The organism is Amycolatopsis sp. CA-126428 (assembly GCF_002904335.1).
Classification (GTDB): Bacteria; Actinomycetota; Actinomycetes; order Mycobacteriales; family Pseudonocardiaceae; genus Amycolatopsis.
The window spans coordinates 1-26,612 of the sequence record NZ_PPHF01000062.1; the positions used below are offsets into that span (position 1 = coordinate 1).

28 protein-coding genes and 1 pseudogene are annotated in these 26,612 nt (G+C 72.0%); 15 read left to right on the forward strand and 14 right to left on the reverse strand.

Annotated elements, in window-relative coordinates:
- The 3 genes and pseudogenes from C2L58_RS15700 to sigK all read right to left on the reverse strand — a co-directional run.
- Positions 1 to 318, reverse strand: a pseudogene (locus C2L58_RS15700) (fasciclin domain-containing protein); the annotation flags it as partial.
- 161 nt (positions 319 to 479) lie between these two features.
- Complete coding sequence (locus C2L58_RS15705; protein WP_103338313.1) at positions 480 to 1,160, reverse strand: anti-sigma factor; 681 nt, start codon at positions 1,158 to 1,160, stop codon at positions 480 to 482.
- Complete coding sequence (gene sigK, locus C2L58_RS15710; RefSeq protein ID WP_103338314.1) at positions 1,157 to 1,753, reverse strand: ECF RNA polymerase sigma factor SigK; 597 nt, start codon at positions 1,751 to 1,753, stop codon at positions 1,157 to 1,159. The genes C2L58_RS15705 and sigK overlap by 4 nt, the downstream gene beginning before the upstream one ends.
- Positions 1,754 to 2,092: 339 nt before the next feature.
- Here sigK and C2L58_RS15715 point away from each other — a divergent pair, with 339 nt between their 5' ends.
- Together C2L58_RS15715 and C2L58_RS15720 are read left to right on the forward strand one after the other, a co-directional pair.
- Positions 2,093 to 2,506, forward strand: a complete 414-nt coding sequence (locus C2L58_RS15715) for an SsgA family sporulation/cell division regulator (protein ID WP_103338315.1) — start codon at positions 2,093 to 2,095, stop codon at positions 2,504 to 2,506.
- A gap of 15 nt (positions 2,507 to 2,521) precedes the next feature.
- Positions 2,522 to 3,886 (forward strand): class I adenylate-forming enzyme family protein, encoded by a 1,365-nt coding sequence (locus tag C2L58_RS15720; RefSeq protein ID WP_103338316.1) that lies wholly within the window; start codon positions 2,522 to 2,524, stop codon positions 3,884 to 3,886.
- Here C2L58_RS15720 and ilvD read toward each other — a convergent pair.
- Positions 3,876 to 5,567, reverse strand: coding sequence for a dihydroxy-acid dehydratase (gene ilvD / locus C2L58_RS15725; protein WP_103338317.1), 1,692 nt, complete (start codon positions 5,565 to 5,567; stop codon positions 3,876 to 3,878). The two genes, C2L58_RS15720 and ilvD, sit on opposite strands and share 11 nt — an antisense overlap.
- Positions 5,568 to 5,683: 116 nt before the next feature.
- On the opposite strand from ilvD, the gene C2L58_RS15730 reads away from it, so the two are divergent.
- Positions 5,684 to 6,760, forward strand: coding sequence for an NAD(P)H-dependent amine dehydrogenase family protein (locus tag C2L58_RS15730; protein ID WP_103338318.1), 1,077 nt, complete (start codon positions 5,684 to 5,686; stop codon positions 6,758 to 6,760).
- A complete protein-coding gene (locus tag C2L58_RS15735) occupies positions 6,757 to 7,239 on the forward strand; it encodes a carboxymuconolactone decarboxylase family protein (protein ID WP_103338319.1) in 483 nt (160 codons plus the stop codon). The genes C2L58_RS15730 and C2L58_RS15735 overlap by 4 nt, the downstream gene beginning before the upstream one ends.
- A 54-nt stretch (positions 7,240 to 7,293) precedes the next feature.
- Here the strand turns inward: C2L58_RS15735 and C2L58_RS15740 are convergent, their stop codons facing one another.
- A complete protein-coding gene (locus tag C2L58_RS15740; protein WP_103338320.1) occupies positions 7,294 to 8,847 on the reverse strand; it encodes a GMC oxidoreductase in 1,554 nt (517 codons plus the stop codon).
- 209 nt (positions 8,848 to 9,056) lie between these two features.
- On the opposite strand from C2L58_RS15740, the gene C2L58_RS15745 reads away from it, so the two are divergent.
- The 3 genes from C2L58_RS15745 (at position 9,057) to C2L58_RS15755 (ending at position 10,424) form a co-directional block, all read left to right on the forward strand.
- A complete protein-coding gene (locus tag C2L58_RS15745; RefSeq protein ID WP_233225745.1) occupies positions 9,057 to 9,425 on the forward strand; it encodes an RNA-binding S4 domain-containing protein in 369 nt (122 codons plus the stop codon).
- A 185-nt stretch (positions 9,426 to 9,610) separates the two neighbouring features.
- Positions 9,611 to 10,105 carry a sigma-70 family RNA polymerase sigma factor gene (locus tag C2L58_RS15750; RefSeq protein ID WP_103338322.1) on the forward strand — a complete coding sequence of 165 codons (495 nt, stop codon included), beginning with the start codon at positions 9,611 to 9,613 and terminating at the stop codon, positions 10,103 to 10,105.
- A 16-nt stretch (positions 10,106 to 10,121) separates the two neighbouring features.
- Positions 10,122 to 10,424 (forward strand): cupin domain-containing protein, encoded by a 303-nt coding sequence (locus tag C2L58_RS15755; RefSeq protein WP_086852478.1) that lies wholly within the window; start codon positions 10,122 to 10,124, stop codon positions 10,422 to 10,424.
- Between the two features lie 4 nt (positions 10,425 to 10,428).
- Here C2L58_RS15755 and shbA read toward each other — a convergent pair whose 3' ends face one another.
- Both shbA and C2L58_RS15765 read right to left on the reverse strand, forming a co-directional pair.
- A complete protein-coding gene (shbA, locus tag C2L58_RS15760; protein WP_233225762.1) occupies positions 10,429 to 11,064 on the reverse strand; it encodes an RNA polymerase sigma factor ShbA in 636 nt (211 codons plus the stop codon).
- A gap of 234 nt (positions 11,065 to 11,298) precedes the next feature.
- Positions 11,299 to 12,249 (reverse strand): hypothetical protein, encoded by a 951-nt coding sequence (locus C2L58_RS15765; RefSeq protein ID WP_233225746.1) that lies wholly within the window; start codon positions 12,247 to 12,249, stop codon positions 11,299 to 11,301.
- A gap of 350 nt (positions 12,250 to 12,599) precedes the next feature.
- Between C2L58_RS15765 and C2L58_RS49220 the strand changes: the two genes are divergently transcribed.
- Positions 12,600 to 12,776, forward strand: a complete 177-nt coding sequence (locus C2L58_RS49220) for a hypothetical protein (protein ID WP_158264122.1) — start codon at positions 12,600 to 12,602, stop codon at positions 12,774 to 12,776.
- A 6-nt stretch (positions 12,777 to 12,782) separates the two neighbouring features.
- Here C2L58_RS49220 and sigJ read toward each other — a convergent pair whose 3' ends face one another.
- Together sigJ and C2L58_RS15775 are read right to left on the reverse strand one after the other, a co-directional pair.
- Positions 12,783 to 13,649, reverse strand: coding sequence for an RNA polymerase sigma factor SigJ (gene sigJ / locus C2L58_RS15770; protein WP_103338324.1), 867 nt, complete (start codon positions 13,647 to 13,649; stop codon positions 12,783 to 12,785).
- Between the two features lie 66 nt (positions 13,650 to 13,715).
- A complete protein-coding gene (locus tag C2L58_RS15775; protein WP_103338325.1) occupies positions 13,716 to 14,861 on the reverse strand; it encodes an amidohydrolase family protein in 1,146 nt (381 codons plus the stop codon).
- Between the two features lie 53 nt (positions 14,862 to 14,914).
- Between C2L58_RS15775 and C2L58_RS15780 the strand changes: the two genes are divergently transcribed.
- Positions 14,915 to 17,230 (forward strand): putative bifunctional diguanylate cyclase/phosphodiesterase, encoded by a 2,316-nt coding sequence (locus C2L58_RS15780; RefSeq protein ID WP_233225747.1) that lies wholly within the window; start codon positions 14,915 to 14,917, stop codon positions 17,228 to 17,230.
- 72 nt (positions 17,231 to 17,302) lie between these two features.
- Here C2L58_RS15780 and C2L58_RS15785 read toward each other — a convergent pair whose 3' ends face one another.
- Positions 17,303 to 18,127 (reverse strand): cyclase family protein, encoded by an 825-nt coding sequence (locus C2L58_RS15785; protein WP_103338327.1) that lies wholly within the window; start codon positions 18,125 to 18,127, stop codon positions 17,303 to 17,305.
- A gap of 100 nt (positions 18,128 to 18,227) precedes the next feature.
- Between C2L58_RS15785 and C2L58_RS15790 the strand changes: the two genes are divergently transcribed.
- On the forward strand, positions 18,228 to 18,653 hold the full coding sequence (locus tag C2L58_RS15790; RefSeq protein ID WP_103338328.1) for a DUF5709 domain-containing protein: 426 nt from the start codon (positions 18,228 to 18,230) through the stop codon (positions 18,651 to 18,653).
- A 17-nt stretch (positions 18,654 to 18,670) separates the two neighbouring features.
- Here the strand turns inward: C2L58_RS15790 and C2L58_RS15795 are convergent, their stop codons facing one another.
- Positions 18,671 to 19,042 (reverse strand): MerR family transcriptional regulator, encoded by a 372-nt coding sequence (locus tag C2L58_RS15795; RefSeq protein WP_103338456.1) that lies wholly within the window; start codon positions 19,040 to 19,042, stop codon positions 18,671 to 18,673.
- Positions 19,043 to 19,106: 64 nt separating this feature from the next.
- Here C2L58_RS15795 and C2L58_RS15800 point away from each other — a divergent pair, with 64 nt between their 5' ends.
- Positions 19,107 to 20,270 (forward strand): MFS transporter, encoded by a 1,164-nt coding sequence (locus C2L58_RS15800; protein ID WP_103338329.1) that lies wholly within the window; start codon positions 19,107 to 19,109, stop codon positions 20,268 to 20,270.
- 52 nt (positions 20,271 to 20,322) lie between these two features.
- Here the strand turns inward: C2L58_RS15800 and C2L58_RS15805 are convergent, their stop codons facing one another.
- Positions 20,323 to 21,516 carry a glycoside hydrolase family 18 protein gene (locus C2L58_RS15805; RefSeq protein ID WP_199191287.1) on the reverse strand — a complete coding sequence of 398 codons (1,194 nt, stop codon included), beginning with the start codon at positions 21,514 to 21,516 and terminating at the stop codon, positions 20,323 to 20,325.
- A gap of 153 nt (positions 21,517 to 21,669) precedes the next feature.
- Between C2L58_RS15805 and C2L58_RS15810 the strand changes: the two genes are divergently transcribed.
- Positions 21,670 to 22,062, forward strand: coding sequence for a hypothetical protein (locus C2L58_RS15810; RefSeq protein ID WP_103338331.1), 393 nt, complete (start codon positions 21,670 to 21,672; stop codon positions 22,060 to 22,062).
- On the opposite strand, the gene C2L58_RS15815 is transcribed toward C2L58_RS15810, so the two are convergent.
- Complete coding sequence (locus C2L58_RS15815; protein WP_103338457.1) at positions 22,056 to 23,405, reverse strand: pyridoxal phosphate-dependent decarboxylase family protein; 1,350 nt, start codon at positions 23,403 to 23,405, stop codon at positions 22,056 to 22,058. The two genes, C2L58_RS15810 and C2L58_RS15815, sit on opposite strands and share 7 nt — an antisense overlap.
- Positions 23,406 to 23,654: 249 nt before the next feature.
- On the opposite strand from C2L58_RS15815, the gene C2L58_RS15820 reads away from it, so the two are divergent.
- The gene (locus tag C2L58_RS15820; RefSeq protein ID WP_103338332.1) at positions 23,655 to 24,188 is read left to right on the forward strand and encodes a GNAT family N-acetyltransferase; all 534 of its coding nucleotides are present in this window, start codon (positions 23,655 to 23,657) and stop codon (positions 24,186 to 24,188) included.
- On the opposite strand, the gene C2L58_RS15825 is transcribed toward C2L58_RS15820, so the two are convergent.
- Positions 24,178 to 24,645, reverse strand: coding sequence for a nitroreductase family deazaflavin-dependent oxidoreductase (locus tag C2L58_RS15825; protein WP_199191294.1), 468 nt, complete (start codon positions 24,643 to 24,645; stop codon positions 24,178 to 24,180). The genes C2L58_RS15820 and C2L58_RS15825 overlap by 11 nt on opposite strands.
- 42 nt (positions 24,646 to 24,687) lie before the next feature.
- On the opposite strand from C2L58_RS15825, the gene C2L58_RS15830 reads away from it, so the two are divergent.
- Positions 24,688 to 25,317, forward strand: a complete 630-nt coding sequence (locus C2L58_RS15830) for a class I SAM-dependent methyltransferase (RefSeq protein ID WP_103338334.1) — start codon at positions 24,688 to 24,690, stop codon at positions 25,315 to 25,317.
- Positions 25,318 to 25,412: 95 nt separating this feature from the next.
- Positions 25,413 to 26,591 (forward strand): PucR family transcriptional regulator, encoded by a 1,179-nt coding sequence (locus C2L58_RS15835; protein ID WP_103338335.1) that lies wholly within the window; start codon positions 25,413 to 25,415, stop codon positions 26,589 to 26,591.
- The last annotated feature ends 21 nt before the right edge of the window (positions 26,592 to 26,612 follow it).

Below are 26,612 nucleotides of genomic sequence, written 5' to 3' on the forward strand. Positions count from 1 at the left end.
CTTGACCGCCGCCACCAGCTTGGTCAGCAGCGGGTTCGTCGACGCGGCCGAGGCGACCGGCTGCGGGCCCATCGAGTCCAGCGAACCGGGCGCGGAACCCTGCGGCAGCTGCGAACACGCCGGGCCGAAGACGTCGGCGTTGGTGGTCACGCCGTTGGCGGCACCGGAAGCCGTGCTGGACGACGGCGCCGGCACCGAGGACGACGGCATCGAGCTGCTGGAACTGCCCGACGAAGCGGTGTCGCTACCGCTGCACGCGGTCAGCGAAAGGGCGGCGACGGCGGCAACGCCGATACCGGCGACACGGAGCTTGGTCACAAAAATCACTCCCATAAAGCGGCTGAGAACTGCTTCTTACCCTGGATTCGGAACTACGGAGAAACCGGATTGCCCCCCATTCGGGTGATCCGGGTCACCGGGCCGCATTTCGAATCCGAAGGAACGGTTTCGAAACGCGTTTCAGCCCATTCAAGCGCCGGCTAAGCAAGGGAAATCCTGGTGACGGCGGGGGTCGTCGGGCCGGCCGAACCGCCGGCCGGTTCGACGGTGATCCCGATCCGGTCGACATCGGACGGCAGATCCGCCACGAGCATCCGCTGCGACGCCTCGGACGTCATCAGCCCGGCCGACCGCGCGCCGCCGCTGCCGATCAGCCACACCTGGTAGACGTGGCCGGCGTCGAGCGCGGGCAGGTCCGATGCGAGCAGCACGGCCTGGTTCCGGCTGCGCGAGACGACGAGCGTGGCGTGCCCCTCGCCGGCTCCCTGGATCGCGGACGCGTCCGGCGCGCTCAGCACCGAGTCGACGGGGGCAGGCGTCCTCGCGACGCCGAACACGACCGCCACCACGGCCGCGGCGGCCGCACCGAACAGCGAGATGCGCAGCTGCCAGGTCTTCGCCCGGCTCAGCCGGCGGCCGACCGGCAGCTTCGGCGGCAGCTGGCGGGTGCCGGCCACGTCGGCGAGCACCAGCAGCTTCAGCTGCGGCGGCGGCTCCACCGCGGCGGCCACGGCGAGCCGCGCGCCGGTCGCCCGCAGCTCGGCCACTTCTTCCTGGCAGGCAGCGCATTCGCCGAGGTGTCGTTCGAATTCGGCGCGGTCCACATCGGACACCGCGTCCAGGGCGTACGCCCCGGTCAGCATGTGCAGCTCGGCGGTCATCGGTCCACCCCCAGGCAGTCGCGCAGCCGGATCAGGCCGTCGCGGATGCGGGTCTTGACGGTGCCGGGCGCGACCTTCAGCACCTCGGCGACCTCGGGGTAGGTGTAGCCGTTGTAGTAGGCCAGCACGATCGACTCGCGCTGCAGGTCGGTCAGCGCGGCCAGGCACTGCCGCACCCGCTGCTGCTCCAGGCCGGCCAAAGTGGACTCGGTCACCTCGTCGAACGGCCGCCGCACGTCCATCAGGCCGGCCCGCTCCTCGCGGTCGACCCCGGCCTGGTGCGAGCGCACGCGGTCCACGGCCCGGCGGTGGGCGATGGTCAGCACCCACGACAGGGCGCTGCCGCGCTCCGGCTCGTACCTCGTGGCCTTGCGCCACACCTCCACCAGCACCTCCTGCGCCACTTCCTCGGCCTGCGCGTGACTGCGCAGCACGCGCGTCGCGAGGCCGAGCACCGGACCGGCGACGAGGTCGTAGAGCGACGCGAACGCCGTCTCATCGCCCGCGGCCACCCGCCGGAGCAGTTCTTCGGCGCTCGGCGCGAGCGCCGGCGCCTCGTCCGGTTGCAGCCGCAACCGCCCACGCTCACCCATGCCCGGCAACCCTCCACCTCATCCCGATTTCCCACCCGGGGTTCGCGGCCGGACGGGGCACCGGACTGGTGTGCCGTGACCCTTCCCACCCGGACGGCGCAACTCCGGGGCCGGGACCCATCCGGCGGCGAAGCGGCTCCGAATGCCCCGAACGGGCCGCAGTGACGAACGCTCACCATGCGTGAGGACGCTGCCCTTTCGGCCACGCGGAAGGTGACCTCGGACACTTCTTGATCACCCTCGCGTGTGAAAGTTTTTCGGATCGCTGGGCGTTGAACTCACCATGGGTTATCCCTGGAACGAGAGCGAACCCGACCGACGAGTAGCAAAGGGGCCACCATGGCCGACCCGAACACCGTGACCACCGCCCGCATCGACTTCGCCCTCCGCACCTTCGGGGCCGGACCGCGGCCGGTGCCGGCTGAGCTGGAGTACGACACCCTCGACCCGTACGCGGTCGCCGTGGTGCTGCACGCCGGCCCGAGCGCGGTGCGGTGGCTCTTCGGCCGCGACCTGCTCGCCGACGGCCTGCTCGCCCGCTGCGGCGACGGCGACGTGCGGATCGGGCCCGCCGGCGACCCCGCGCTGGTCGTCGTGGAGCTGAGCTCCCCCGACGGCGCGGCAGTGCTCGAAGCGCCCGCCAAGGAGATCGCGGCCTTCCTCGACCGCACCTACGACGTCATCCCGGCCGGCAGCGAGAGCGACTGGTTCGACTTCGACGAGGAATTGGCGAAGCTTTCCTACCAGGACTGAGTACCGTCCCGGAGCGTGAGCTTCTTCCTGACGAAGGTCCTCGCCGCGCTCGACGACGGCGGTGACCGCGTCCTGTTCCACGCGAGCGACGGCGTCACCACCTACCACCAGGCCCGCGACCGGCTGCGCCGCCTGCACGGCGGGCTGGGTGACGTCGAAACGCTCGCCGTCGACCTGCGCAACCGGCCCGAGACGGTCCTCGTCCAGCTGGCGGCCCTCCTGCGCGGCGCGACCGTGCTCATGGTCCCGGCCTCGGCGCCGGCCCGCGACCGGCTCGCCGCGGCGAGCGGAGCCACCGTCGTCACCGACCGCCCGGACGACTGGCCCGCGGGCGACGTCCGCACCCTCGCGGACCTGGACGGCGTCCCCGAGCCGCTGAACCCGCCGGAGACCGTCCGCCTGCTCTTCCCCACCGGCGGCACCACCGGCACCCCGAAGCTGATCCGCCACAGCGGCATCTACGACGGCATGGCGTACCTCTTCACGCCGTCGCCGGACGGCCCGGGCCGCACGCTGCTGGTCGCCCCGATGACGCACATGACCGGCAACGCCACCGTGCTCGGCGCGCTGCTGCGGCTGGACACCGTGGTGGTCCACGACGGCTTCGACGCAGGAGCCGTCCTTGACGCGATCCAGGCGCACCGGATCGACACGCTTTCGCTGACTCCGCCGCGGCTGGCCGCGCTCCTCGACCACCCGAAGCGCCCGGAAACCGACCTCAGCAGCGTCCACTCGCTGTCCCTCGGCGCCGCGCCGCTGCCACCGCACCGGCTCGCGCAGGCCCTCGACGTCTTCGGCCCGGTCGTCGGCCAGGGCTACGGCCTCACCGAGGCGCCGATGATCGCGAGCATCTCCGCCGCCGAGTTGGTCGACCGGCCGGAGCGGCTGGGTTCGGTCGGCCGGATCGTGCCGGGCATGGAGGCGCGCATCACCGACGGCGAGGTCGAGGTGCGCGGACTGTCCATGATGGACGGTTACCTCGGCGGCCCGGAGGTCGGCGCGGGCTGGCTGCGCACCGGTGATCTCGGCCGCTTCGACGACGAGGGCTACCTCTACCTGCTCGACCGCGCGGACGACGTCGTCGTGGTCGGCGAACACGGCACGAAGGTCGCCACCACCGCCGTCGAACACGCCCTCGCCACGCACCCCGCGGTGCGGAGCGCCGCGGTCTTCGGCGTCCCGGGCGAGGACGGCCGGCTGCTGCACGCCGTGGTCGTCACCCGGGCCCCCCTGACCCCCGAAGAAGTCCGCGAGCACGCGCGAACCGCCTTCGGCCAGGAGCACTACGTCCCGGCGAGGGTGGACTTCGTGGCGGCGTTGCCGCTCACGAGCGTCGGGAAGGTCGACAAACGCGCGCTGCGAGCCGCGTTCAGCTCGTGACGGCGCCGTCCGAAGACGACTTCACGAGCTTCACGTACTTGCCGAGCACGCCTTCCGGGAACTTGTTCGGCAGCGGCTCCCAGCCCGCCCGGCGGGAAGCCAGCTCGGCCGCGTCGACCAGCAGGTCGATGCTGCGCGCCTTGATGTCGACGGCGATCCGGTCGCCGGTGCGGACGAACGCGATCGGGCCGCCGTCGACCGCCTCGGGCGCGACGTGGCCGATGCACAGGCCGGTGGTGCCGCCGGAGAACCGGCCGTCGGTCAGCAGCAGGACGTCCTTGCCGAGCCCGGCGCCCTTGATCGCCGCGGTGATCGCGAGCATCTCGCGCATCCCCGGGCCGCCCTTGGGGCCCTCATAGCGGATGACGACGACGTCGCCGGCCGAGATCCGGCCCTCGTTCAGCGCGGCCATCGCCTCCTGCTCGCGCTCGAACACGCGCGCCGGGCCTTCGAAGTTGGCCGTGTCGAAGCCCGCGGACTTCACGACCGCGCCCTCGGGCGCGAGCGAGCCGCGCAGGATGGTGATGCCCCCGGTCGGGTGCAGCGGGTTGTCCAGGGTGCGCAGCACTTCGCCGTCGATCGGGTCCGGGTCGAGCTCGGCGAGGTTCTCGGCCACCGTCCGCCCGGTCACCGTGAGCGCGTCGCCGTGGATCAGCCCCTCGTCCAGCAGGGCCTTCATCAGCACCGGGATGCCGCCGTGGCGGTCGATGTCGTTCATGACGTACTTGCCGAAGGGCTTCAGGTCGCCCAGGTGCGGGACGCGGTCGCCGACGGTGTTGAAGTCGTCGAGGGTCAGCTCGACCTTGGCCTCGTGCGCGATGGCCAGCAGGTGCAGCACCGCGTTGGTCGAACCACCCAGGGCCATGATCACGGTGATGGCGTTCTCGAACGCCTCCCGGGTGAGGATGTCCCGCGCGGTGATGCCCTTTTCCAGCAGGCCGACGACGGCTTCCCCGGACAGGTGGGCGTAGTGGTCGCGGCGGCGGTCCGCGGACGGCGGCGCGGCCGACCCCGGCATGCTCATCCCCATCGCTTCGGCCGCCGACGCCATCGTGTTCGCGGTGTACATCCCGCCGCAGGCGCCTTCACCGGGGCAGATCGCACGTTCGATCCGGTCCAGGTCGTCGGTCCCGAGCCGGCCCGCCCGGCACGCGCCGACCGCCTCGAAGGCGTCGATGAGCGTGACGTCCTTCTCGGTGCCGTCGGTGAGCTTCACCCAGCCGGGGGCGATCGTGCCCGCGTAGAGGAACACCGACGCCAGGTCGAGGCGCGCGGCGGCCATCAGCATGCCCGGCAGCGACTTGTCGCAGCCGGCCAGCAGGATCGAGCCGTCGAGCCGCTCGGCCTGCATCACCGTCTCGACCGAGTCGGCGATGACCTCGCGGGAGACCAGCGAGAAGTGCATGCCGTCGTGGCCCATGGAGATGCCGTCGGACACCGAGATGGTGCCGAACTGCAGCGGGTAGCCGCCGCCGGCGTGCACGCCCTCCTTCGCCGCCTGGGCCAGCCGGTCCAGCGACAGGTTGCACGGCGTGATCTCGTTCCACGAACTGGCGACGCCGATGATCGGTTTCTTCCAGTCGCCGTCGCCCATCCCGACGGCGCGGAGCATGCCGCGCGCGGGCGCGGCCTCGATCCCGTCGGTCACCGTGCGGCTGCGGGGCTTCGGGTCGATCGTCATCGCGGGCCTCCGGATTACGACGTTCGGGCGCTGGTCATGTTACCAACGGGCGCGCGGTCCGCTGGCCGGAACGGTTTCCTATCCGCGCCCGGGACGACCGGCGAAAACTCGGCCGCATGATCGCCACAGTGGTGTGGGGCACGGGCAACGTCGGCCGCGCGGCCATCCGGGCCGTCGACGCCCATCCGGCGCTGAAGCTCACCGCCGTACTCGTCCATGACCGGGCGAAGGTGGGCAAGGACGCCGGGGAGCTGGCCGGAGCCGGTGCGCTGGGGGTCGCCGCGACGGACGACATCGACGCCGTCCTGGCCGCGAGCCCGCGCGCGATCGTGTACGCCGCCTCGGGGGACGTCCGGTTCGACGACGCGCTCGCCGACATCGTGCGGGCCGTCCGGGCGGGCGCGATCGTCGTGACACCCGCCCTGTACCCCCTCTACGACCAGCGCAACGCGCCCCCGGAGCTGCGCGACCCGGTGCTCGCCGCGATCAAGGAGGGCGGCGGCTCGCTGTTCGTCTCCGGCGTCGACCCCGGCTGGGGCAACGACGTGCTGCCGCTGCTGATCAGCGGGCTCGGCACGGACGTCGACGTGGTCCGCTGCCAGGAGATCTTCGACTACTCGACGTACGAGCAGCCCGACTCCGTCCGGTACCTGGTCGGGATGGGCCAGCCGATGGACTACGCCCCGCCGATGCTGATGACCGGCGTGCCGTCGATGGTCTGGGGCGGCCAGGTCCGGCTGATCGCGCGCGGCCTCGGCGTCGAAGTGACCGAGCTGCGGGAGACCCTGGATCGCCGTCCGCTGGACGAAACCGTGAGCACGCGGACGATGGGCGAGTTCGAGAAGGGCACGCAGGGCGCCGTGCGGTTCGAGGTGCAGGGCATCGTCGACGGCGAGCCGCGGATCGTCATCGAGCACGTCACCCGCATCCACCCGTCGTGCGCGCCGGACTGGCCCACGCCACCCAGCGGCGACGGCGCCCACCGCGTGATCATCGAAGGCCGGCCGCGCATCGAAGTCACCGTCGAAGCGACCGACGAAGGCGAAAACCGGTCGGCGGGCGGCAACGCCACCGCCGTCGGCCGCCTGGTCGGCGCGATCGACTGGCTGGCCGCGGCGGAACCCGGCCTCTACGACGCACTCGACGTCCCGCTGCGCCCGGCAGCCGGCAAGCTCGGAAGGAGCCGTCCGTGAACATCGACATCCCCGCGGGCAACGACCCGATCGGGTACGTCTGGGGCGAGATGGTGCCCGGCATCGGCATCGCCGCGTCGAAGTTCTCGCTGGCGGTCTACGAGCACACGACGCTGGGGCTGCGGGAGTTCGAGGCCGCTCGGCTGCGGATCGCGCAGATCAACGGCTGCGTCTTCTGCCTCGACTGGCGCACCGAACGCGACGGGCAGAAGGTCGAGGCGGAGTTCGCCGACGCCGTCCTCGACTGGCGCACGACCGACCGCTTCGACGACCGCACGCGGCTGGCGGCGGAGTACGCCGAGCGGTACGCGACCGACCACCACAACCTGGACGACGAGTTCTGGAAGCGGATGTCCGCTTCCTACAGCCAGCAAGAAATCGTCGAGCTCAGCATGAGCCTCGGCGCCTGGCTGGCCTTCGGACGGCTCAACCACGTCCTCGGCCTCGACACCGCCTGCGTCCTTCCGCGGCCCTCGTGAGTGGTAAGGCGGGTTAGAACCCGCCTTACCACTCACGACGAGCCGCGGCAGGGCTCAGAAGTCCTGTGCGATGATCTTCTCGATGTTGCGTTCGGCCAGTGCCGTGATGGTGACGAACGGGTTGACGCTGGTGTTGCCCGGGATCAGGGACCCGTCGATCGCGTACAGGCCCTGGTAACCGGCCAGCCTGCCGTAGTTGTCGGTCGCCTTGCCGAGCACCGCGCCGCCGAGCGGGTGGTAGGTGAGATGGTCGCCCCAGATCTTGTACGTGCCGAAGAGGTCGGTCCGGTAGATCGTGCCCTCGGTCGAGTTGATCTTGTCGAAGATGGTCTTCGCCATGTCGATGCCCGGCTGCTTCCACGCCGTCTGCCAGTTCAGGTCCACCGCGCGCGAAGCCGGGTTCCAGGTGAACTGCGCGCGGTTCGGGTTCTTCGTGATCGAGAGGTAGAACGACGCCCACGTCTCGATCCCGGTCGGCAGCGGCGCGACCTCCGCGAACGCGCCGCCCGCGGCCCAGTTGTCGATGCCGCCGCACGGGATGGTCGACTGGGAGGCCCCGGTCGGGTCCCAGATCTGGTTGGCGCGCCCGACCATCACGTTCCCGTTGTCACCCCAGCCCTTCCCGACTTCGCCGTTGAGGTTCGGCAGCGCGCCGGTCGCCTTCAGCTTCACCAGCAGCTTGCTCGTGCCGACGCTGCCCGCGGCGAAGAACACCTTGTCCGCCGTGACGGTTTTGATCGCGGAGACCGCGCCGGCGGTGGTGAGCTGCTCGATGGTCACGGTGTAGCCGCCGCCGGACGCGGGCACCACCTGCGTCACCCGGTGCAGCGGCGAGATCGTGACCCGGCCGGTCGCGGCGATCTTCGGCAGGTAGGTCTTCTGCAGCGACTTCTTGCCGTAGTTGTTGCCGAACAGGATTTCCCCGCCCAGCGCCGACTTCGTGGCGGTGCCCGCCGCCTCCCGCTCCATGTAGTCCCAGTCGTACACGTCCGGCACGAACACGAACGGGAACCCGGACCGCTGGGCCTGTTTCCGGCCGACGCGGGCGAACTGGTACCAGTCGGTGCTCTCGAACCAGGCCGGGCGGATGCCGGCGACCCCGAGCCCGGCGTTGGCGCGCGGGTAGTAGACGTCGTACATCTCGTTCGCGTCGACCGTCGGCAGGATCGCGCCGAAGTTCTCCCGCTTCGGCGTGACGGCCATGCCACCGTTGACGAGCGAGCCGCCGCCGACGCCGCGGCCCTGGTACACGGTGATCCCGCTGAACTCCTCGGCGTCGAGGATGCCCGTGTAGCGGGGGATGTCCTTGTCGATCGGGAACCCGAGGAAGTTGGACAGCGGCTGCTTCGTCCGGGTGCGCAACCAGAACGACCGCTGGTCCGGGCTGGTCGTGGTGCAGAAGATCTTGCCGTCCGCGCCCGGGGTGTCCCAGGCCATGCCCATCTCGATCATCTGCACGTCGACGCCGGCCTGGGCGAGCCGGAGCGCGGCGACCGAGCCGCCGTAACCGGAGCCGATCACCAGCGCGGGCACGCGGGCGCCGTCGGCGACAGCGGCCTGCCGCGGCGACGCGGCCGTGGCCCGCCCGGCCAGCGCAGCGCTCGCCAATATAGAACCAGTTCCAGCAATGAAGAGACGACGGGATACGGAGCCAGAAGTTGTTCTCCACACGGGTTCGTCACTCATTTGTTGTTCCTCACCGTTGAGGTATTTTAGAACAAGTTATAGCTGCGTGGTGCAGACAAGTCGACATGTACTCACGAGTAACCTGGCGGGGTTGCGGGCCGGTGCCGCTGAATGGGCCATGATGGACGACTGTGGAGTCCACCCGAGTGGACCGCTGGCTCTGGGCGGTCCGGCTGACGAAGACGCGCCCGGACGCGGCGGCGGCCTGCCGGGGCGGCCACGTGCGCGTCAACGACAAGCCGGCCAAGCCGGCGACCACGGTCGTCCCGGGCGACGAAGTGCGCTACCGCGTCGGCGGGACGACGAAGGTCCTCGACGTGGTCAGGGTGATCCAGAAGCGCGTGGGCGCCCCGGACGCGGCGACGTGCTACGTGGACCGGACCCCGAAGCCGCCTCCCGAAGCGGCGATCCCGGTCGCCCGCCGCGACCGCGGCGCGGGCCGGCCGACCAAAAGGGAGCGTCGCGTGCTGGACGCGTTCCGGTCGACGCAGGAGCCTTAGGCCTTCAGGCCGGCCGGCACCACTGACAGCAGGTGCCGCGTGCGACCCGCGGAGGCCTAGGTCATCCGCCCCGTCGATCAACGGATCGTCGCCCTCCGCACCTCCTCCCCGGAAATAGCCGGGAATCGGCCGCGGACAGGTCGGTCCGGGCGGAATGCGGGTAGTCCCCTGCCCGGAGGGAAGCCATGACGACCAGCACCACCCCGGACCACCTGCTCACCGCGGCGCGGCCACTCGTGGAGCGCTACTGCCGCGACCGGCTGGATCCGGACTCGGCCGACGATGTCGCCCAGGACGTCTGCGTGGCGCTGCTGAAGGCCCTGCCACGGCGGCCACCGGAACGGCCCTTCCCGGACTTCGTCTGCGGCATCGCCCGTACCAAGGTCGCGGCCGCGCGGAAGGCGGCCGCACGGCAGGACGAGCCGGTCGCCGAACTGCCGGACGAACCCGACTCGTCGCTGGGGCCGGAACACCAGGCGCTCCGGCGCGAACTCCGCGAGCGGGTGGCGGAACTGCTGCGGGTGCTGCCGCGCAGACAGCGGGAAATCGTGGTGCTGCGGGTGGTCGTCGGCCTGTCGGCGGAGGAGACGGCGGCCGCGGTGGGCTCGACGCCGGGGGCGGTCCGGGTGGCCCAGCACCGGGCGCTCGGCCAGTTGCGCAAGGTCGTGACCAGCGCGTGACGGCTATCCTGGCCAGGTGAGCGACAGCGAGAATTTCGAAGGGCGCGACGTCGGGTCCGGAGTCTCCGTCATCCGCGAAAGCACGGACGTCGTCGGCTCCGGGCCGCGGCTGCACCGGCACCCGTACACCGAGACGTTCGTCATCATCCGCGGGCGGGCGCGGTTCACCGTCGGCGACGAACAGCGCGACGGCGGTCCCGGGGACGTGCTCGTCGTCCCCGCCGGTACGCCGCACAAGTTCGCCGTGCTCGGCCCCGGGGTCTACGAAGCCGTGCACATCCACGAAAGCGACCACTTCATCACCGAATGGCTGGAGTGACGCTTCAGAGCTCACCGGCCCCGATCATGCCGCGCAGCTTCGTCAGCGCGCGGTACTGCGTGATGCGGACGTTGCCGGCGGAGATGCCGAGCGCCTCCGCCGTCTCGTTCGCCGACAGGCCGGCGACGACCCGCAGCGACAGGATCTCCTGGTGCAGCGGCGGCAGCGACGCCAGCAACCGGCCCAGGCGGGCGCCGAGGTCGAGTTCGAGGACGTGGTTCTCCGGCTCGTTGCCGCCCAGCGGCCGGTCCGGCAGCTCCGGCACCGGCTTCGACCGGTCCCTGGCCACCGAGCGGAACGCGTCGGCGACCTTGTTCGCCGCGATCGCCCGCACCAGGTACAGGAACGAGCCCCCGCGGTCCTGGTAGTTCGGCAGCACCTTCAGCACCGCCAGGCACACCTCCTGGGCGACGTCGTCGGCCGAGAGGTACGACAGGTCCCGGCCGCCGATCCGCGCCCGGCAGTAGCGCACGACCGTCGGCTTGATGAGCCGCAGCAGCGCCTGGACGGCGTCCGGGTCGCCGTCGCGCGCCGCCGCCACCACCGGGTCGAGCTGCTCCTTCGCCAGGCCACCCTCCGGCCTCGGCGAATCCGCCGGCACGGTGTAGCCGTCAACGGCCGCCGCCGCCTCCGCGATCATGGTCTCCACGGGCCCTCCTCGTGTCCGCCACCGGGGCCGACGTCCGTCCACAACGGACAGCTTGGTGCCTCGACGTTCCCGGTCCGGCATAGGGCGTTATCGAGGTGCTGACCAGCAACGTTGCAGTGTGGTGTGGGTTGTCCAGCTATTGTCCGTTAACTGTTCACGACCCGGCCGGAACGGCCGCCGGGCACCGGCGGAAGGCCGGACAAATCGTGGACAGATCCGGGAAAATCAGGTCCAGCGGATTCCGTACGCGAAGCCGGGAGCGAGGTTCCGGAACCGCACGTGCACCTCGCCGGCGTCGTCGGCCGCCAGTGCGGTATCGGTTCGCGACCGATCATCCACGCCGGCCGGGGAAACCTTTTCCTGGCGCATGATCCGCTTCGGCACCCGTTCACCGAACCGGACGTGCAGATCGAAAAAATCGCACGGATGCCGTGGTACGCAGACGTAACGGTGTTCTCGCAGGTTCGCCCGGAATCTCAGCCCGACCTCGTGCCGGGCGCCCCGGCGCAACGGCTCCGGCAGCCGTAAGGCGAGCCCGATCCGGTCACTCGATTCCCGCACCCGCCCGGCGAGCACCCCGCCGTGGAACACGTCGACGCCGAGATCCGGCTCGCCCGCCGAATCGCCCGATTCACCGGTGACCGGCAACGTCAGCGCCAGGTCGAGCACGGCGATTTGGTCGGCGTCGGCGACCACCCGCCGGAATTCGAACGCCTCCGGCACCGGCTGGTCGAGGGCCAGCGTGACGCGCAGTTCTTCGGTGTGCCAGCCCCGTCCCGGATACAGCCGGGGTGCCGGCACGGCCGCCGCGACGGCCAGCGCGGCGATCTGCTCGATCCCCTCGTCGATCCGCCGCCGGACCGTCCGGTCGTCGCGGTCGAGCGTGATCGCCGCCCAGTGCACCCGCTCCTGGTAGAACGGTTTCCGCGCGCGCTCGTCGAGCGCGAATGCGGCGAGCAAAGCGATCTTCAGATCGTCCGGCAACGACTCCACCAGCGGGCGCAATCGATCGGTCAGCTTGCGCCGCATCTCCACGGTTCCGTCTTCTTCGACAATGCCGCAAGCGGAACGCAATGCGGGGCCGATCCGGTCCGCGAGCGGTGTCGTGAAAATTGCCCTCCCTTTGCGCAGGGCCTTGAGTTCGCCGACCACGTCCGCCGCACTGAGGCTCACCATCCCCTCCCCTTCCACGCACGGGGGTCAATGTTCGTCAGCGCCACCGCCGATGTCCAGTCGATCACGCTCAAGCAAACGGATCGTTATCCCGCGGTTTCCTTTTCCGCCATTCGGGTAATCGCCGATACTTGTTGGCGTTGTGTTGACAACGACCGCATTGCGCCGCAACGATTTCCCGGCGGAAACTCACCCGACCGCCACTGTCGAACGTGTCGAAATGACCGCCGTGCGCCGGCGGCTTTCCGGCCGGGCTCCGTTCACCCGGGCGGCGCACCACTCCCGCGGGTGAACGTGACCGGGCTGTGGCCCCGCGCGGGTTGGTGGTGGGCCGCCGCGGGTACTTGTTGATCATGAGCCCGAGGATGTGGCGCCTGCTGATCTCGGGGTCGCTGCGGCTGTTCCTGATCAGCGCCGTGCCGGCCACCGTGCACTTGTCCGTGCTCGCCGGGCTCGCGGCGGGCGTGATCGCGTTCCTCGTGCCGGCGCCGCGCAGCCGGCACGACGACCGCGCCGGCCCCGGCGGCTAGCGCCCCTCACGCCGCCTGCCACCGGTGGAGCTTCTCGGGGTTCCGCACCGCCCAGATCCGCCGGACCGAGTCGCCCGCCACCTCGAACGCGATGACGGCCACGACCGCGCCGCCCCGCCGCGCGAGCAGCCCCGGCCGCCCGTTGACGGTGGTCTCCTCCAGCGTCACCGCCGGGATCCGGCCCGCCAGGCCTACGGCGTAGCGCGCCACCCGCTCGCCTCCCTCGATCGGGCGGCGGACCGCGCCGGCGAGCCCGCCGCCGTCCGCGACGACCGTCGCGTCCGGATCGAGGATGCCGACCAGCCGCTCGATGTCCCCCGCCTCCCAGGCCAGCTTGAACGCGCGGACCACCTCGGCGCTCCCCCGGACCGGCGCGGGGGAGCGAGCGGCCCGGACGCGGCGCCGGGCGGAGGACGCCAGCTGGCGGCACGCGCCCGACGTCCGGCCGAGGACCACCCCGACCTCGGCGAAGGGGTAACCGAAGACGTCGTGCAGGACGAAGGCCACGCGCTCGGCCGGCGTCGTGGACTCCAGCACGACGAGGAACGCCATCGTGATCGACTCGTCCCGCGTGACGCGGTCGGCCGGGTCGGCGAGCGAACCCGCCGCCCCGGGCAGCGGCTCCGGGAGCCACTCGCCGACGTAGCTCTCCCGCCGCACGCGGGCCGAGCCGAGCAGGTCGAGGCAGAGGCGGCCGGCGACCGTCGTCAGCCACGCCCCCGGCGACTCGATCGCGTCCCGTTGCGGCCCGGACAGGGCGTACCACCGGCCGTACGCCTCCTGGACGACGTCTTCGGCGTCGCTCATCGAGCCCAGGAGCCGGTAGGCGAGGCCGGTCAGCTGCCGCCGCTCGGCCGTGATCGTGCCGGTCATGATCCCCCTCGGTCCGCGTTCGTCACCCCGGTGACGAATCCGCGGGGCGGCCTGTGACAGCCGTGCTCACCCGCGGCGCCGCACGCACCGGCCGCGCAGCACCACCGCCGCCGGGTCGGCCAGCTGGGCCGGGTCCGCCCGGGGGTCCCGGTCGTAGACCACCGCGTCCGCCGGCGCTCCCGGCTCCAGACCACCCAGCCCCAGGTACTCCCGCGCGCTCCACGACGCCGCCGCCAGCGCCTCGTGGGGGCGCACGCCCGCGGCCACCAGCGCCCGGACCTCGGCGACGATTCCGCCGTGCGGCAGGGAATCCGTGCCCGCCAGCACACGCACGCCGGCTTCCGCCGCGGCCGCCGTCAGCGCGCCGTGCACCCGCGCGCCGCTCAGGTACCACGTCCGGGCCGGGCCGGCCGGCTGCTGTTCCCGGCGCCGCAGGCCTCCGGTGATCACCGACAGCGTCGGGGTCAACGCCGTGCCCTGGGCGGCCATCCGCGCCAGCAGCTCCGGGTCCAGGCACATCCCGTGCTCGAGGGAGTCGACGCCCGCCGCGACCGCGGCCGCGCCGCCCTCGGGGTGCTGGCTGTGCACCGCGACCCGCCCGCCGGCCGCGTGCACCTCCCGCACGACGGCCCGCAGCACGTCCACCGGCACCGCGGAATCCCCGACGCGCCAGTCCGCGATGATCTTCGCCCAGCCGGTCCGGGCGGCCTGCGCCGCCGCCAGCACGGGCAGCTCGTCGTGCGAAGCGCGGCGGCCCCAGCCGTCGAAGAACTGGCCGTGCTGCGCCAGCCACGGTCCCGCGTGCCGGGCCCGCGGCACGTCGGGGTCCTCGCCGAACCACGGCGGCGGCTCACCCGGCAGCCCGGGTGACCGGATCAGCGTGACCCCGGCGTCGACGTGCTGGTGCAGCTGCTCCCGGAGCAGGTCCGGGTCCATCGGCTGCCCCGGTTCCGCGGCGCCGGGGTGGGTGTGGGCGTCGACCAGGCCGGGCACCAGCCAGCCTTCGCCCACCAGGGTCGCGCCGGGCACCGGATCGGTCGTCCATCGGTCCCCGTCGGCGTAGAGATCGGCGTATTCGCCGCGCGGCAGCGCGTACCCCCGGATGCGCGTGATCACCACGCCGACCGTACCCGCGACCTCGCCCGGCCGGCGGTGACCGGCGTTCGACCGGCACCGGACGGCGGCGGTGCCGGTGCGCTTGTGCGTGATCACGCGCGGTGTAGTGTTTGCCGGTCCGACCGGCGTGCGTGACCGCGTGAGGTGCCATGACAGTGCGGCGGTACCCAGTGGCCATCGTGCTCGTCTTCGTCACGTCGGCCCTGGTCGTGGTCAACGGCTTCGCTTTCTGGGGCGACACCTTCGCCCTGTGGGTCGACGACGCGATGCAGCTCAGCGCCGGGATCACCGGGGTCGTCTGCGGCATCGTCGTCGCGCGGCGGGTCCGCGAGCACCAGCGGTGGTGGCGGCTGCTGGTCGCGCTCGGCATGATCGGCTGGTCGCTCGGCCAGTGCGTCTGGTCCTGGTACCAGCTGATCGACGGCCGCGGCCTGCCCTCGCCGTCGCTGGCCGACGTCGGGTACCTGAGCTTCCCGGTGTTCGCGCTCGCCGCCCTGTTCGTGCTCGCCCGGGCCCGGGCGCGGCCGGACCGCGAGCGCTGGCAGCCCGCCCAGTGGACCGCGCACTTCGGCGTCGCGGTGGTGCTCGACGGGCTCGTCGTCACCGGATCGCTGTTCATCCTTACCTGGACAGCGGCGCTCGGGCAGGTGGTCCGGGCCACCGGGCCGGACGCGCTGACCTGGGCCGTCGCCATCGCCTACCCGCTGTCGGACCTGGTGGTCGTGGTCGTCGCCGTGCTGCTGGTGGTGTTCGACCGGGTGGACCGCCCGTACCGGGCGAACCTGCTGCTGGCCGCCGTCGGGATCGTCGCGCTGGCCTGCTCGGACAGCGTGTTCGCCTACCTGGTGAGCATCGGCGCGGAAAGCATGAAGCCGTGGTCGGACGCGGGGTTCGTGCTCGGCCCGCTGTTCATCGCCTTCGCCCTGCTGGTCACGCCCGGTACGCGGCGGCGTGACGACGCGGGCCAGCCGGTCGGCGTCGACTGGTGGCAGGTGGCGCTGCCGTACCTGCCGGTCACCGCGGTCGCGCTGCTGATCACCGTGCAGATCGTGGCCGGCGCGGGCCCGGACGGCGTCGAGGTGTTCGTCGGCGCGCTCGTGGTGTTCCTGGTGCTCGCCCGGCAGCTGCTTTCCTTGCTGGACAACCGGTTGCTGCTGCGCCGGGTGTACGAGGGCCAGCAGCAGCTGACCCACCAGGCCTACCACGACCCGCTCACCGGGCTGGCCAACCGGGCGCTGTTCGCCGACCGGCTGGACCGCGCCGTCGAGCAGGGCGCGGAAGGCGGGCAGGGGCCGCTCGTGCTGATCTTCGTCGACCTCGACGACTTCAAGGAGGTCAACGACCGGTTCGGGCACGCGGGCGGGGACGTCCTGCTGCACGCGGTCGCCCAGCGGCTGCTGAGCTGCGTGCGCGCGGGCGACACCGTCGCGCGGCTGGGCGGCGACGAGTTCGCGATCCTGCTGGAAGGCGAGGTCGACACCCCGCAGGCGGTCGCCGACCGGATCCAGAGCGCACTGCGGCGGCCGTTCGCGGTGCACGGCACGCTGGTGCCGGTCCGCGCGAGCATGGGCCTGGTGGTGCCGGACCCGGCCGAGCCGGCGATCACCGCCGACGTGCTGCTGGGCCGCGCGGACACGTCGATGTACGCGGGCAAGCGGCTCGGCAAGGACACGACGGTCGTGTACCACCCGTCGCCGGACGGGCCGCCCGACTTCCCGTCGGCACTGCGCCGCGCGGGCGGCGGCCTCCCGGAGGGCTTCGCCCTGGTGTTCCAGCCGATCGTCCGGCTGGCCGACGAGCAGCCGGTGGCGGTGGAGGCGCTGGCCCGCTGGACCGCGCGCGACGGCACCGCGGTGTCGCCCGAGACGTTCGTCCGCGCCGCGGAAGGCGCCGGTCTCGGCGCGGAACTGGACGCGCTGGTGCTGGACCTGGCCTGCCGCGAGATCACCGCGGCCGGGATCGACCTCACCGTGCACGTCAACGTGTGCGCGAGCCGGCTCGGGGCCGCCACGCTGGAACAGAGCGTCGAGGCCGCGCTGGACCGGTACGGCCTGCCGGCCGAACGCCTGATCGTCGAGATCACCGAGACGGTGCCGGTGCCGGACCTGGCGGCGGGCGCGGCCGCGATCCGCCGCTTGCAGGACCTGGGCGTGCGGGTGGCGCTCGACGACTTCGGTGCGGGGTACAGCTCGCTGACGGTGCTGCACGCGCTGCCGGTCGACCTGATCAAGCTGGACCGCGCGCTGACGACGGGCGTCCGCCCCGACCGCGACGCGGCGCTGTGCCGGTCGCTGGTCGGGCTGTGCGCGGACTTGGAGGTGGCGGTGGTCGCGGAAGGCATCGAGACGGCCGAGCAGGCCGAACTGGTCACCCGCGCGGGCTGCACCACCGCCCAGGGCTACCGCTTCGGCCACCCGGCCGCGCTGAGTTCACTGCGGCTCTCGACGCTCTCCGCCGGTTCCTAGGTCTGCCGCAGCCGTCGTGAGTGGTAATGAGGGTTCTAACCCGAATTACCACTCACGACCGGCGGCTGCTCCTCACGCCTGGACTCCGGGTGGCAGCACGCCGAAGATCGTTGCGGTGGAGCCGGCGCCGTTGCGGTTGATCGGGCCGCCCGCCAGGACCCAGGCGCCGGTCGTCGGCAAGGCCTTGAGGTTCGCCAGGATCTCCAGGCTGATCCGGTGCCGGCGGTAGACCAGCTTGGACACCGTGTACGTCTCGTCGGTGCCGACGTCCGGGCTGAACGTGTCGGTGCCGGTGCCGCCGCGGCGGCCCAGGCGCCCGGTGTCGATCAGCCACTGCACCGCGGGGATCGAGAACCCCGGCTGGTGCAGGACGCCGTCCGCGCCGGTGTTCGGGTAGGCGGGGGTGCCCCACTTGGCGTCCCAGCCGGTCCACAGCACCACGACGGACTCGTTCGGGATCCGGCCGTGGCGCTTCTCCCACGCCTTGAGGTCGTCGATCGTGACCGCGTAGTCCGCGTTCGCCGCCGCCTTCGCGCGCACGTCGATCTTCACGGCGGGCCGGAACAGGTCCGCCGGGTCAATGTCGTCGGCCAGCGGTTCCCCGGTGTTGAAGTGCCCGGGCGCGCCCCAGTGCGTCCCGGTGTGCTCGCCCTCGCGGACGAACTGCAGGTAGTAGCCGTCTTCGGGGATGGTGGCGATGGTCTCCAGCTCGAAGGCCGGGTCGCCGGGGAAGACGTTGGTCGTGGCGGGGTCGTTGACGTGCGACAGGTTGACCAGGTTCAGCTGGTCCAGCCGCACCGGCGGCGCGGTTTCGGCGGCCCGGGCGGTCCGTCCGGACAGCGCGGCACCGAACACCCCGGCCAGTCCCGCGGCCAGCACCCTGCGTCTCATCGGCATGAGGGATCACCTTTCACCGGGCACGGGGCTAAGACCCCGGCACGACACCGTCATATCACCCGGGCTGGGCGCGGCCAACGAATTGCGCGAAGATGGGGCCGTGGACGACGACATCGAAGACAACGCCGACAACGGCATCCTCGACCCCGAGGACACTTTGGACGACCGCGACGAGGTGGCGGAGGGTTATTCACCGCCGGAACGCGCGCAGGCCACCGAAGGCTGGGGCACCACCGCGCGCGAAACGGCGGAGGGCGAGAGCTGGGCGGGCCGGCTCTCCCGCGAGGTTCCCGACCTGGCCGACGACGTCGACGACGACGGGCTGGGCGACACCGAGGACACCGACGGCGAGCTGGTCGACGACGAGGTCGGCGACCTCCGCGCGGGCCGCCTGGTCGCGACGGACGAAGGCTTCGGCGAAGACTCCGACGAAGAGCTGTACGCCTCGGACGCCGGCATCGACGGCGGAGCGGCCTCGGCGGAGGAAGCGGCCGTCCACGTCATCGACCCGTCCCGCCGCTGGTGAGCCCCCGGTAGCCCCGGTCAGCGTGCCGGGTCGTACTCGCGGACCGCGGCCAGGTACTCGCTGATCGCGTCGCGGTTGCGCAGCAGGCAGTCCGCTCGCCGGGTCATCCGGTCGCGCTCCGCCTCCAGGGTGGCGATCATCTCCGGCGTCGCGTCCGGGAAGTAGATCGTCCGGGGTTTGTCCAGGCAGGGCAGGATCTGCTTGATGATCCGGGTCGGCAGGCCGGCGTCGAGCAGGCCGCGGACCTGGATCACCCGGTCGACCGACGGCTCGTCGTAATCGCGGTAGCCGTTCGGGCCGCGGCTCGCGATGATCAGGCCCTGCTCCTCGTAGTACCTGAGCAGCCGGCGGGACGTGTTCGTGCGCTCCGAAAGTTCGCCGATCCGCATGTGCGCCACCTCACAGTCGCCGCGGTAGACCTTCACATCAATGTGAGGGTTCGAGCATAGCGGCATGACGGACTTCCGCACCCGCACGCTGCCCCTGCCCACCTTGCTCGCCTTGACCACCGCCGCGTTCGTCACCGTGCTCACCGAGGCGCTGCCCGCCGGGGTGCTGCCCGGGATGAGCGCCGGCCTCGGCGTCGGCGAGTCCGCGGCCGGCCAGGCCGTGACGATCTACGCGCTCGGCACCGCGCTCACCGCGATCCCGCTGTCCGCCGCCACCGCGAACCGGTCCCGCAAACGCTTGCTGCTCACCGGGATCGCCGGGTTCGCCGTGGCCAACACCGTCACGACGCTGTCCCCGGACTACGCGCTGACGATGGTGGCGCGCTTCGTCGCCGGGGTGGCCGCGGGCGTCGTCTGGGCGCTGCTCGCCGGCTACGCGCGCCGGCTCGTCCCGGACCACCAGGGCAAAGCCATCGCGGTCGTGATGGCCGGCATCCCGCTGGCGCTCTCGCTCGGCATCCCGGCCGGGACGTTCCTCGGCGGCCTGCTCGGCTGGCGCTGGGCGTTCGGCGTGATGTCGGCGATCGCGGCCGTGCTGCTCGCCTGGATCGCCGCGGCGGTCCCGGACCAGCCGGGGCGTCCGGCCGGCCGGACACCGGTCCGGCGCACGCTCGGCGTCCCCGGCGTCGTCCCCGTGCTCGCCGTGACGCTCGTGTTCGTGCTGGCGCACACCGTGCTGTACACCTACATCGCCGCCTTCCTCGGGCACGCCGGGATGGGCGACGCGGTGGACGTCGTCCTGCTGGTCTTCGGGATCGCGTCGATGGCGGGCATCGGTATCGTCGGCGCCCGGATCGACCGCGCGCTGCGGACGCTGATGGTGCTCAGCACCGTCGGCGTCGCGGTGGCCGCGACGCTGCTGGCGGTGTTCGCCGGCAGCCCGGCGCTGGTCTACGTCGCCGTGGGGCTGTGGGGACTCGGCTGGGGCGGCGTCCCGACGCTGCTGCAGACGGCGGCCGGGAACGCCGGCGGCGAAGCGGCGGACAACGCGCAGGCCATGCTCGTCACGCTGTGGAACGCCGCGATGGCCGCGGGCGGGGTGGCCGGCGGGGTCCTGCTCGACGCCGCCGGGCCGGCGGCGTTCCCCTGGACGCTGCTCGCGCTCCTGCTGCCGGTGCTCGCCGTGGTGCTCGGCGCCCGGCGGCACGGGTTCCCCGCTCGCTCCTAAGTGGACGAAGGGCCCGGACGCGGCTCGCGCCCGGGCCCTCCAGTTCGGGGGGTCAGCAGCGGCCCGCGATGGCCCGCAGCAGCTCGGCGTTCGCCGTGTCACCGGACAGCTCCCAGGCGAACACGCCGCCGAGCCCCTGCGACTTCGCGTAACCGGCCTTGGCCGACGCCGTCTCGGGCGTGTCGTAGCTCCACCACTGCGAGCCGCACTTCGCGTACGCCGTGCCCGCGACGCGGCCGTTGGCCGGGCACTTGGTCTTGAGGACCTTGTAGTCCTCGACGCCCGCTTCGTAGGTGCCGGGCGCCGGGCCGGTGGCCGTGCCGCCCGGCTGCTTCTGCGTGACACCGTCCCAGCCACGGCCGTAGAACCCGAGGCCCAGCAACATCTTCGCCGGCGGCACGCCCTGGCGGCGCAGTTTCTGGACGGCCGCGTCGGCGTAGAACCCGGCGGTCGGGAGGCCCGGGTAGGCGCGCAGCGGCGAGTGCGGCGCGGTCGGCCCGTTCGGACTCGCGCCGGCGACGAAGTAGTCGTAGGTCATCACGTTGTACCAGTCGAGGTACCGGCTCGCGGCGCCGTACTCGGTGGCGTCGATCTTGCCGTCCTTCGACCCGTCCGCGGTGATCGCGGCGGTGACCAGCTGACGCCCGAACTTCGCGCGCAGCGCCTTGACCAGCGCGGTGAAGGCCTTCGGGCCGCTCGTGTCGCAGGTGTTGCCGCAGGCGTTCGGGTACTCCCAGTCGACGTCGATGCCGTCGAAGACGCCCGCCCAGCGCGGGTCGTTGACCAGGTTGTAGCAGGAGTCCGCGAACGCGGCCGGGTTCTTCGCCGCCTCGGTGAACCCCGCCGACCAGGTCCAGCCGCCGAAGGACCACAGCACCTTCAGCTTCGGGTGCAGCTTCTTGAGCTGGAGGAACTGGTTGAAGCTGCCGTGCAGCGCCCCCGGTTCGGTGCTGTCGGCCTGGCCGCTGACGCTCGTGGCGGCGTCGTAGGGCATGTCGTGGTCGGCCCACGGGTCGCCGACCGCGCAGCCGCCGCCCGTCACGTTGCCGAACGCGTAGTTGAGGTGGGTCAGCTTCGCGGCCGACCCGGACGTCTCGATGTCCTTGACGTGGTAGCCGCGGGCGTAGACGTCCCAGTCGGCGAAGTAGGCCATCACTTTGCCCTGGCTTTGCCCGGCGTCCGCGGGCGACGCGACGACGGAGGCGCCGGCCAGCGCGAGCGCGACCACGGCGATGCGTTTTCTCATGCGGAGCACGGCATTCTCCTATCCGGCCCAGGTGGGTGCGCCGAGGCTAACAGGTCCAGACCATTGCCGACCAGGGTCAAATCAGTACGGTCAACGGATTTCCCGATGCTCCCCCAGCCGGGCGTGGATTCACGGACGTGCGATGATCGGCCGATGACCGAGTTCGGCTGCGCCCGCTGTTCCGGCGATGACGCCCTGACCGCGCTGGCGTTCTGCACGACCCGGCTGAACAAGACCCATCGCCTCGTCGAGCGGTCGCACTTCAGCATTTCGCTGCGCCGGTGCCCGGAGTGCGGCCAGTCGTTCGCCGCGATCTTCACCGAGTTCGTCGACACCTCGGGCGGCGAAGACGCGCAGTACTTCGACTTCGTCCCGCTCACCACGGCCGAGGTGTCCACGCTGGCGGCGCAGGGCGCCCGCATCGACCTGGCCGAGCTCGGCGCGCTGGGCAGCGTCCGCCGTCGCCTGTCGTCGAGCTGGCCGACCGGCGGCGAGAAGGAAATCGCCTGGCGGACGGACTCGCTCTCGGTGCGCGAAGGTCACTGACCGGCCAGGCGCAGGATCGCCGCGGCACTGCGGTCGACGTCGGCTTCCGTCGTCGACCAGCCGGACACCGAGATCCGCAGGTAGCGGCGGCCGCGCCAGGTGGTGCCGCCCAGCCAGCAGGTGCCGTCGTCCTGGATTTTCCGGATGAGCGCGTCGGTGTCCCCGCCGAAGGACACGAGGACCTGGTTGAGGACGACGTCGTTGGCGATCTCGGCACCGCCTTCGGCGAGTTTCCCGGCGAAGCGGCGGGCCAGCCGGCAGCAGCGGCCGACGAGCTCGGCGACGCCGTCGCGGCCCAGTTCGCGCACCGCGGCCCAGACGGCGAAGCCGCGGGCGCGGCGCGAGGACTCCAAGGTCAGGTCGCCCATGCCGGACACTTCGCCGGCGCCGGTGAGGTAGGCGGCCCGGTAGGCGATCGCCGCGGCGTGGACGTCCGGGCGGGCGCAGAAGACGAAACCGGAGTCGTAGGGCACGTTGAGCCACTTGTGCCCGTCGCAGGCCCAGGAATCGGCGAGTTCGACGCCGTCGAGGAGCGCGCGGGTGTCCGGATTGGCGGCGGCCCAGAGCCCGAAGGCACCGTCGACGTGGATCCAGGCGTCGCCCACGGCTTCCCGGGCGGCGCGCAGGTCGTCGCACGCGCCGGTGTTCACGTTCCCCGCCTGCAGGCAGACGATCAGCGGCCCGGTCCCGGCTTCGCGGACCTTCCGGAGGTCTTCGACGTCGATCGCGCCTTGCGGGCCGGCTTTGACCGGTTCGACGGCCCGGGTGCCGAAGCCGAGCAGCCGCAGGGCGCGGTCGACGGTGGCGTGCCGTTCTTCGCTCGCGACGACGCGGACCCGCGGGGCACCGGCGAGCCCATCGCGTTCGACGTCCCATCCGGCTTCGGCGAGCACGTGGTGACGAGCGGCGGCGAGGCCGGCGGTGTTCGCGGCTTGCCCGCCGGTGACGAACCCGGTGGAGGCTCCGGCGGGAATGCCGAGCAGCTCTTTGAGCCAGGCACCGGCAACGTCTTCGGCCGCGGCCGCGGCGGGCGAGAGGACGGCGTTGAAGCCGTTCTGATCCCAGCCGGCGGCCAGAACATCGGCCGCGGTGGCGGCCGGGAGGGCACCCCCGATGACGAACCCGAAGAACCGCGGCCCGGCGGTGGCGACCAGCCCGGGCCCGGCGGCCCGAGCGAGCTGTTCGAGCACATCGGACGGTGGGGTGGGTGCTTCCGGCAGCGGGCCGCCGAAGGAGGACCGCAGAGCGGCCAAATCGACGGCGGCCGGGGCCACGGGCCGTTCCGCGAGGCCGGCCCGGTAGCCGGCGCCGAGTTCGGCGGCGCGGGCCAGGAGGGAGTGCATCTCGTCCACGAGCCGACTGTAGGCCCGATTCGGCCGCCGTCCCTCCCGCGGCGGTCGTGAGTGGTAAGGCGGGTTCTAACGCGCCTTACCACTCACGACGGGTGGGTGGGCGGCCCGGCGGCCGATGTGACCTCCAGCACCGGGATACCTTCGATCTTCTCCATGTCCCCATCGTCGGCGCCTAAGTGCTCATCTTCTGAGCACTTTCGCCCGGGAACAATCATCGGCCTCCCGGCGTAGCGTCCTGGTATGGAGACCCCGTTGAGCACCGACCGGCTCGTGATCCGGGACTGGACGGTGGACGACGCCGAAGCCGCGTTCGACATCTACGGCGCGGAAGACGTCACGCACTGGCTGACCCCGGCCATGGACCGCGTCGGGGACGTCGGCGCGATGCGCGCGGTCCTGCACGCCTGGCAGGAAACCCAGCCGAACCTGCCGCCGCCGCGGGGGCGGTGGGCGATCGAACGCAAGGAAGACGGCGTGGTGATCGGCGGCCTCGGCATCCGGCTGCTGCCGCCGTTCGAAGAGGACCTCGAACTGAGCTGGCAGCTCAGCCCCGGCGTCTGGGGCCAGGGCTACGCGTCCGAGGCGGCGACCGCGCTGATCGAGTGGGCCTTCACCCAGGACACCGAAGAGCTGTTCGCCGTCGCGCGGCCGAACAACACGCGGGCGATCGCGGTCGCCAAGCGGCTCGGCATGAACTGGGTCGGCGAGACCGACAAGTACTACAACCTGCGGCTGCAGGTGTACCGGATCCGGCACACCGACCTCATCGGCTGACCGGCTCCAGCAGGAAGACGCGGATGTCCCGGTGCGAAGCCCGCACGGCGTACCGGTCGTACGCGGGCCAGTACGCCGCGACCGCGTCCCACATCTCCTGGCGCTCGTCCCCGGTCAGGAGCCGTCCGGTGACGTCGAAAGTGCGGCCGCCCAGCGCGACCGTTGCCGCAGGGTGGGCCAGCAGGTTCGCCGACCAGGCCGGATGGGCCTCGCCGCCCCAGTTCGAGCCGATCACGACGTACCCGCCGGCGCGCTCGACGTAGAGCAGCGGCACCTGCCGGGGCTCGCCGCTGCGGCGCCCGATCGTCGTGAGCAGCAACGTCCGCAGCCCGACCGCCGTGCCGACACCGACCCGGCCGCCGCTGATCCGCAGCAGCACCCGGTCGGCGGGCACGAGCGCCCGCCCCAGCACCGCGAACGCCCGGCTCTTGCCGAACCCGGCGAAGACTCCCCGCAAACCCGTCACGGCGAGATCCTAGGTCTGGCAGGGTTTGCGAGCATGACCCGCCCCGAAACCGCCGCCGAGGTCTTCGACGCGCTCGGCACGGATTACGAACACGCCTTCCGCACCGCGACCGCCCAGCGCGCCGCGCTCACCGACCTGCTCGCCGCCCTGCCGCCGGAGGCGCAGGTGCTCGACCTCGGCGCCGGCACCGGGCGGCCGACCGCGGAACTGCTGGTCGCCGGCGGCCACGACGTCACCGGCTACGACGTCGCCCCGAAGATGGTCGAGATCGCGCGGAGCCAGGTGCCCGCCGCCCGGTTCGAACTCGGGGACATGCGCGAACTGTCCTTCCCGGACGGCACCTGGGACGCCATCACGGCCTTCTTCTCGATGCTGCAGCTCCCCCGGGCCGAGCAGGAAACCATGATCGGCCGCTTCGCGACCTGGCTGAAGCCCGGCGGGCTGCTCGTCTTCGCCACCGTGCCCGCCGACGTCGACGGAGTGGACATCGTGTTCATGGGCCACCCGGTCCGGGCGTACAGTTTCACCACCGGTCCCCTCAAGGAGCGGATGCGGGCGGCGGGCCTCGAAATCGTCCAGGAGGACGAGGCCGAGTTCGTCCCCGACCACCCGGACGCCGGCCCCGAGCCGCACGTCTACCTGACCGCTCGCAGACCGGCCTGAGCCGGCCGGCCCGTACGACGTCGATCACCCGACGGACATGAATTTTGCTCAACTTCGTGCGTGTGCCGCGCGGTGGACCCGGGCTAAAGTGAGGAATGGGCATCGAAGCTCTGGCCAGGCCGGTACCTCGCGAACACCGCGAGCTGCTGCGCGAGATGCTGGCCAGGCTCCCCGAGTTCGCCGATCGCCTGGCCCGGCTGCTCAGTGAGCAGGACGAGTTCTACCGGCAGGTCGAGGACGTCGCCCCCGGCGAGCTGCGGCAGGTCTGCCGGGCCAACCTCGAGCGTGCGCTCACGGCGCTGGCCGAAGGCCACGGCCTCGCCCTCGACGCCGCCCGCAAGACCGGGCTCACCCAGGCGCGCCAGGGCATCCCGCTGCCCGCGGTGCTGCGCGCGTTCCGGATCGGCGGCACCTTCGTCTACGAAGGGCTCCTCGAGCTCGCCGGCCCGGAGTTCCTCAACCCGACCCGGACGATCGAGATCAACTCCTACGTCTGGAAGGCGATCGACCTCTACTCCGAAGCGCTGACCACGGCGTACGAGGAGGTCGCGGCCGAGCCGTCGCACGCGAACGCGCGGCTGCTGGACGACCTCCTGCGCGGCCGGCTCGCCGGCCAGGCGGACATGGAGGCCGCGGCCCGCGACCTGGGCCTGCCGACCGCGGGCATGTTCGTCGTCGTGGTGACCGAGCGCGTCGAGCCGGACGAGCACGACTCCGTCGAGGCGCTGCTGCGGGCGCGGCGCTGGCGGTCGGCGTGGCGGCCCGGCGGCGAGGCGGGCCTGGTCGCGATCGACCGGATCGAGGACGTCCGGCGCCTGCGCGAAGTGCTCGGTTCCCTGCCCGTGGCGGCCGGGATGAGCAAGCCGTTCACCGGGTTCCCCGACGTCCCGGACGCCCTGCACCGGGCCCGCATCGCCCGCCGCTCACTGCCGGCGGCGACGGCGGGCGTGGTGGTGTTCGGCGACTCGCCGGTGACGACGCTGGTCGCGGCCGCGCCCGGGATGGCCCGCGACGTCGTCCGGTCGGCGCTGGCCGGGGTGCTCACGTTGCCGGCCGCGGAGCGCATGGTCCTGCTCGACACGCTGCTGGCGTGGTTCGCCGGCCACGGTTCGGCGAAGGAAGCCGCGGACCGGTTGTTCGTGCACCCCAACACGGTCCGGTACCGGTTGCGCCGCGTGCAGGAACTGACCAAACGCGACCTCACCGACCCGGTCGACATCGGCGAGCTGTACGTCGCGCTGGAGTCGGTGCGCCTGGAACCCGAGCCCGTGTGATCGTCTTTCGATCACTACCGA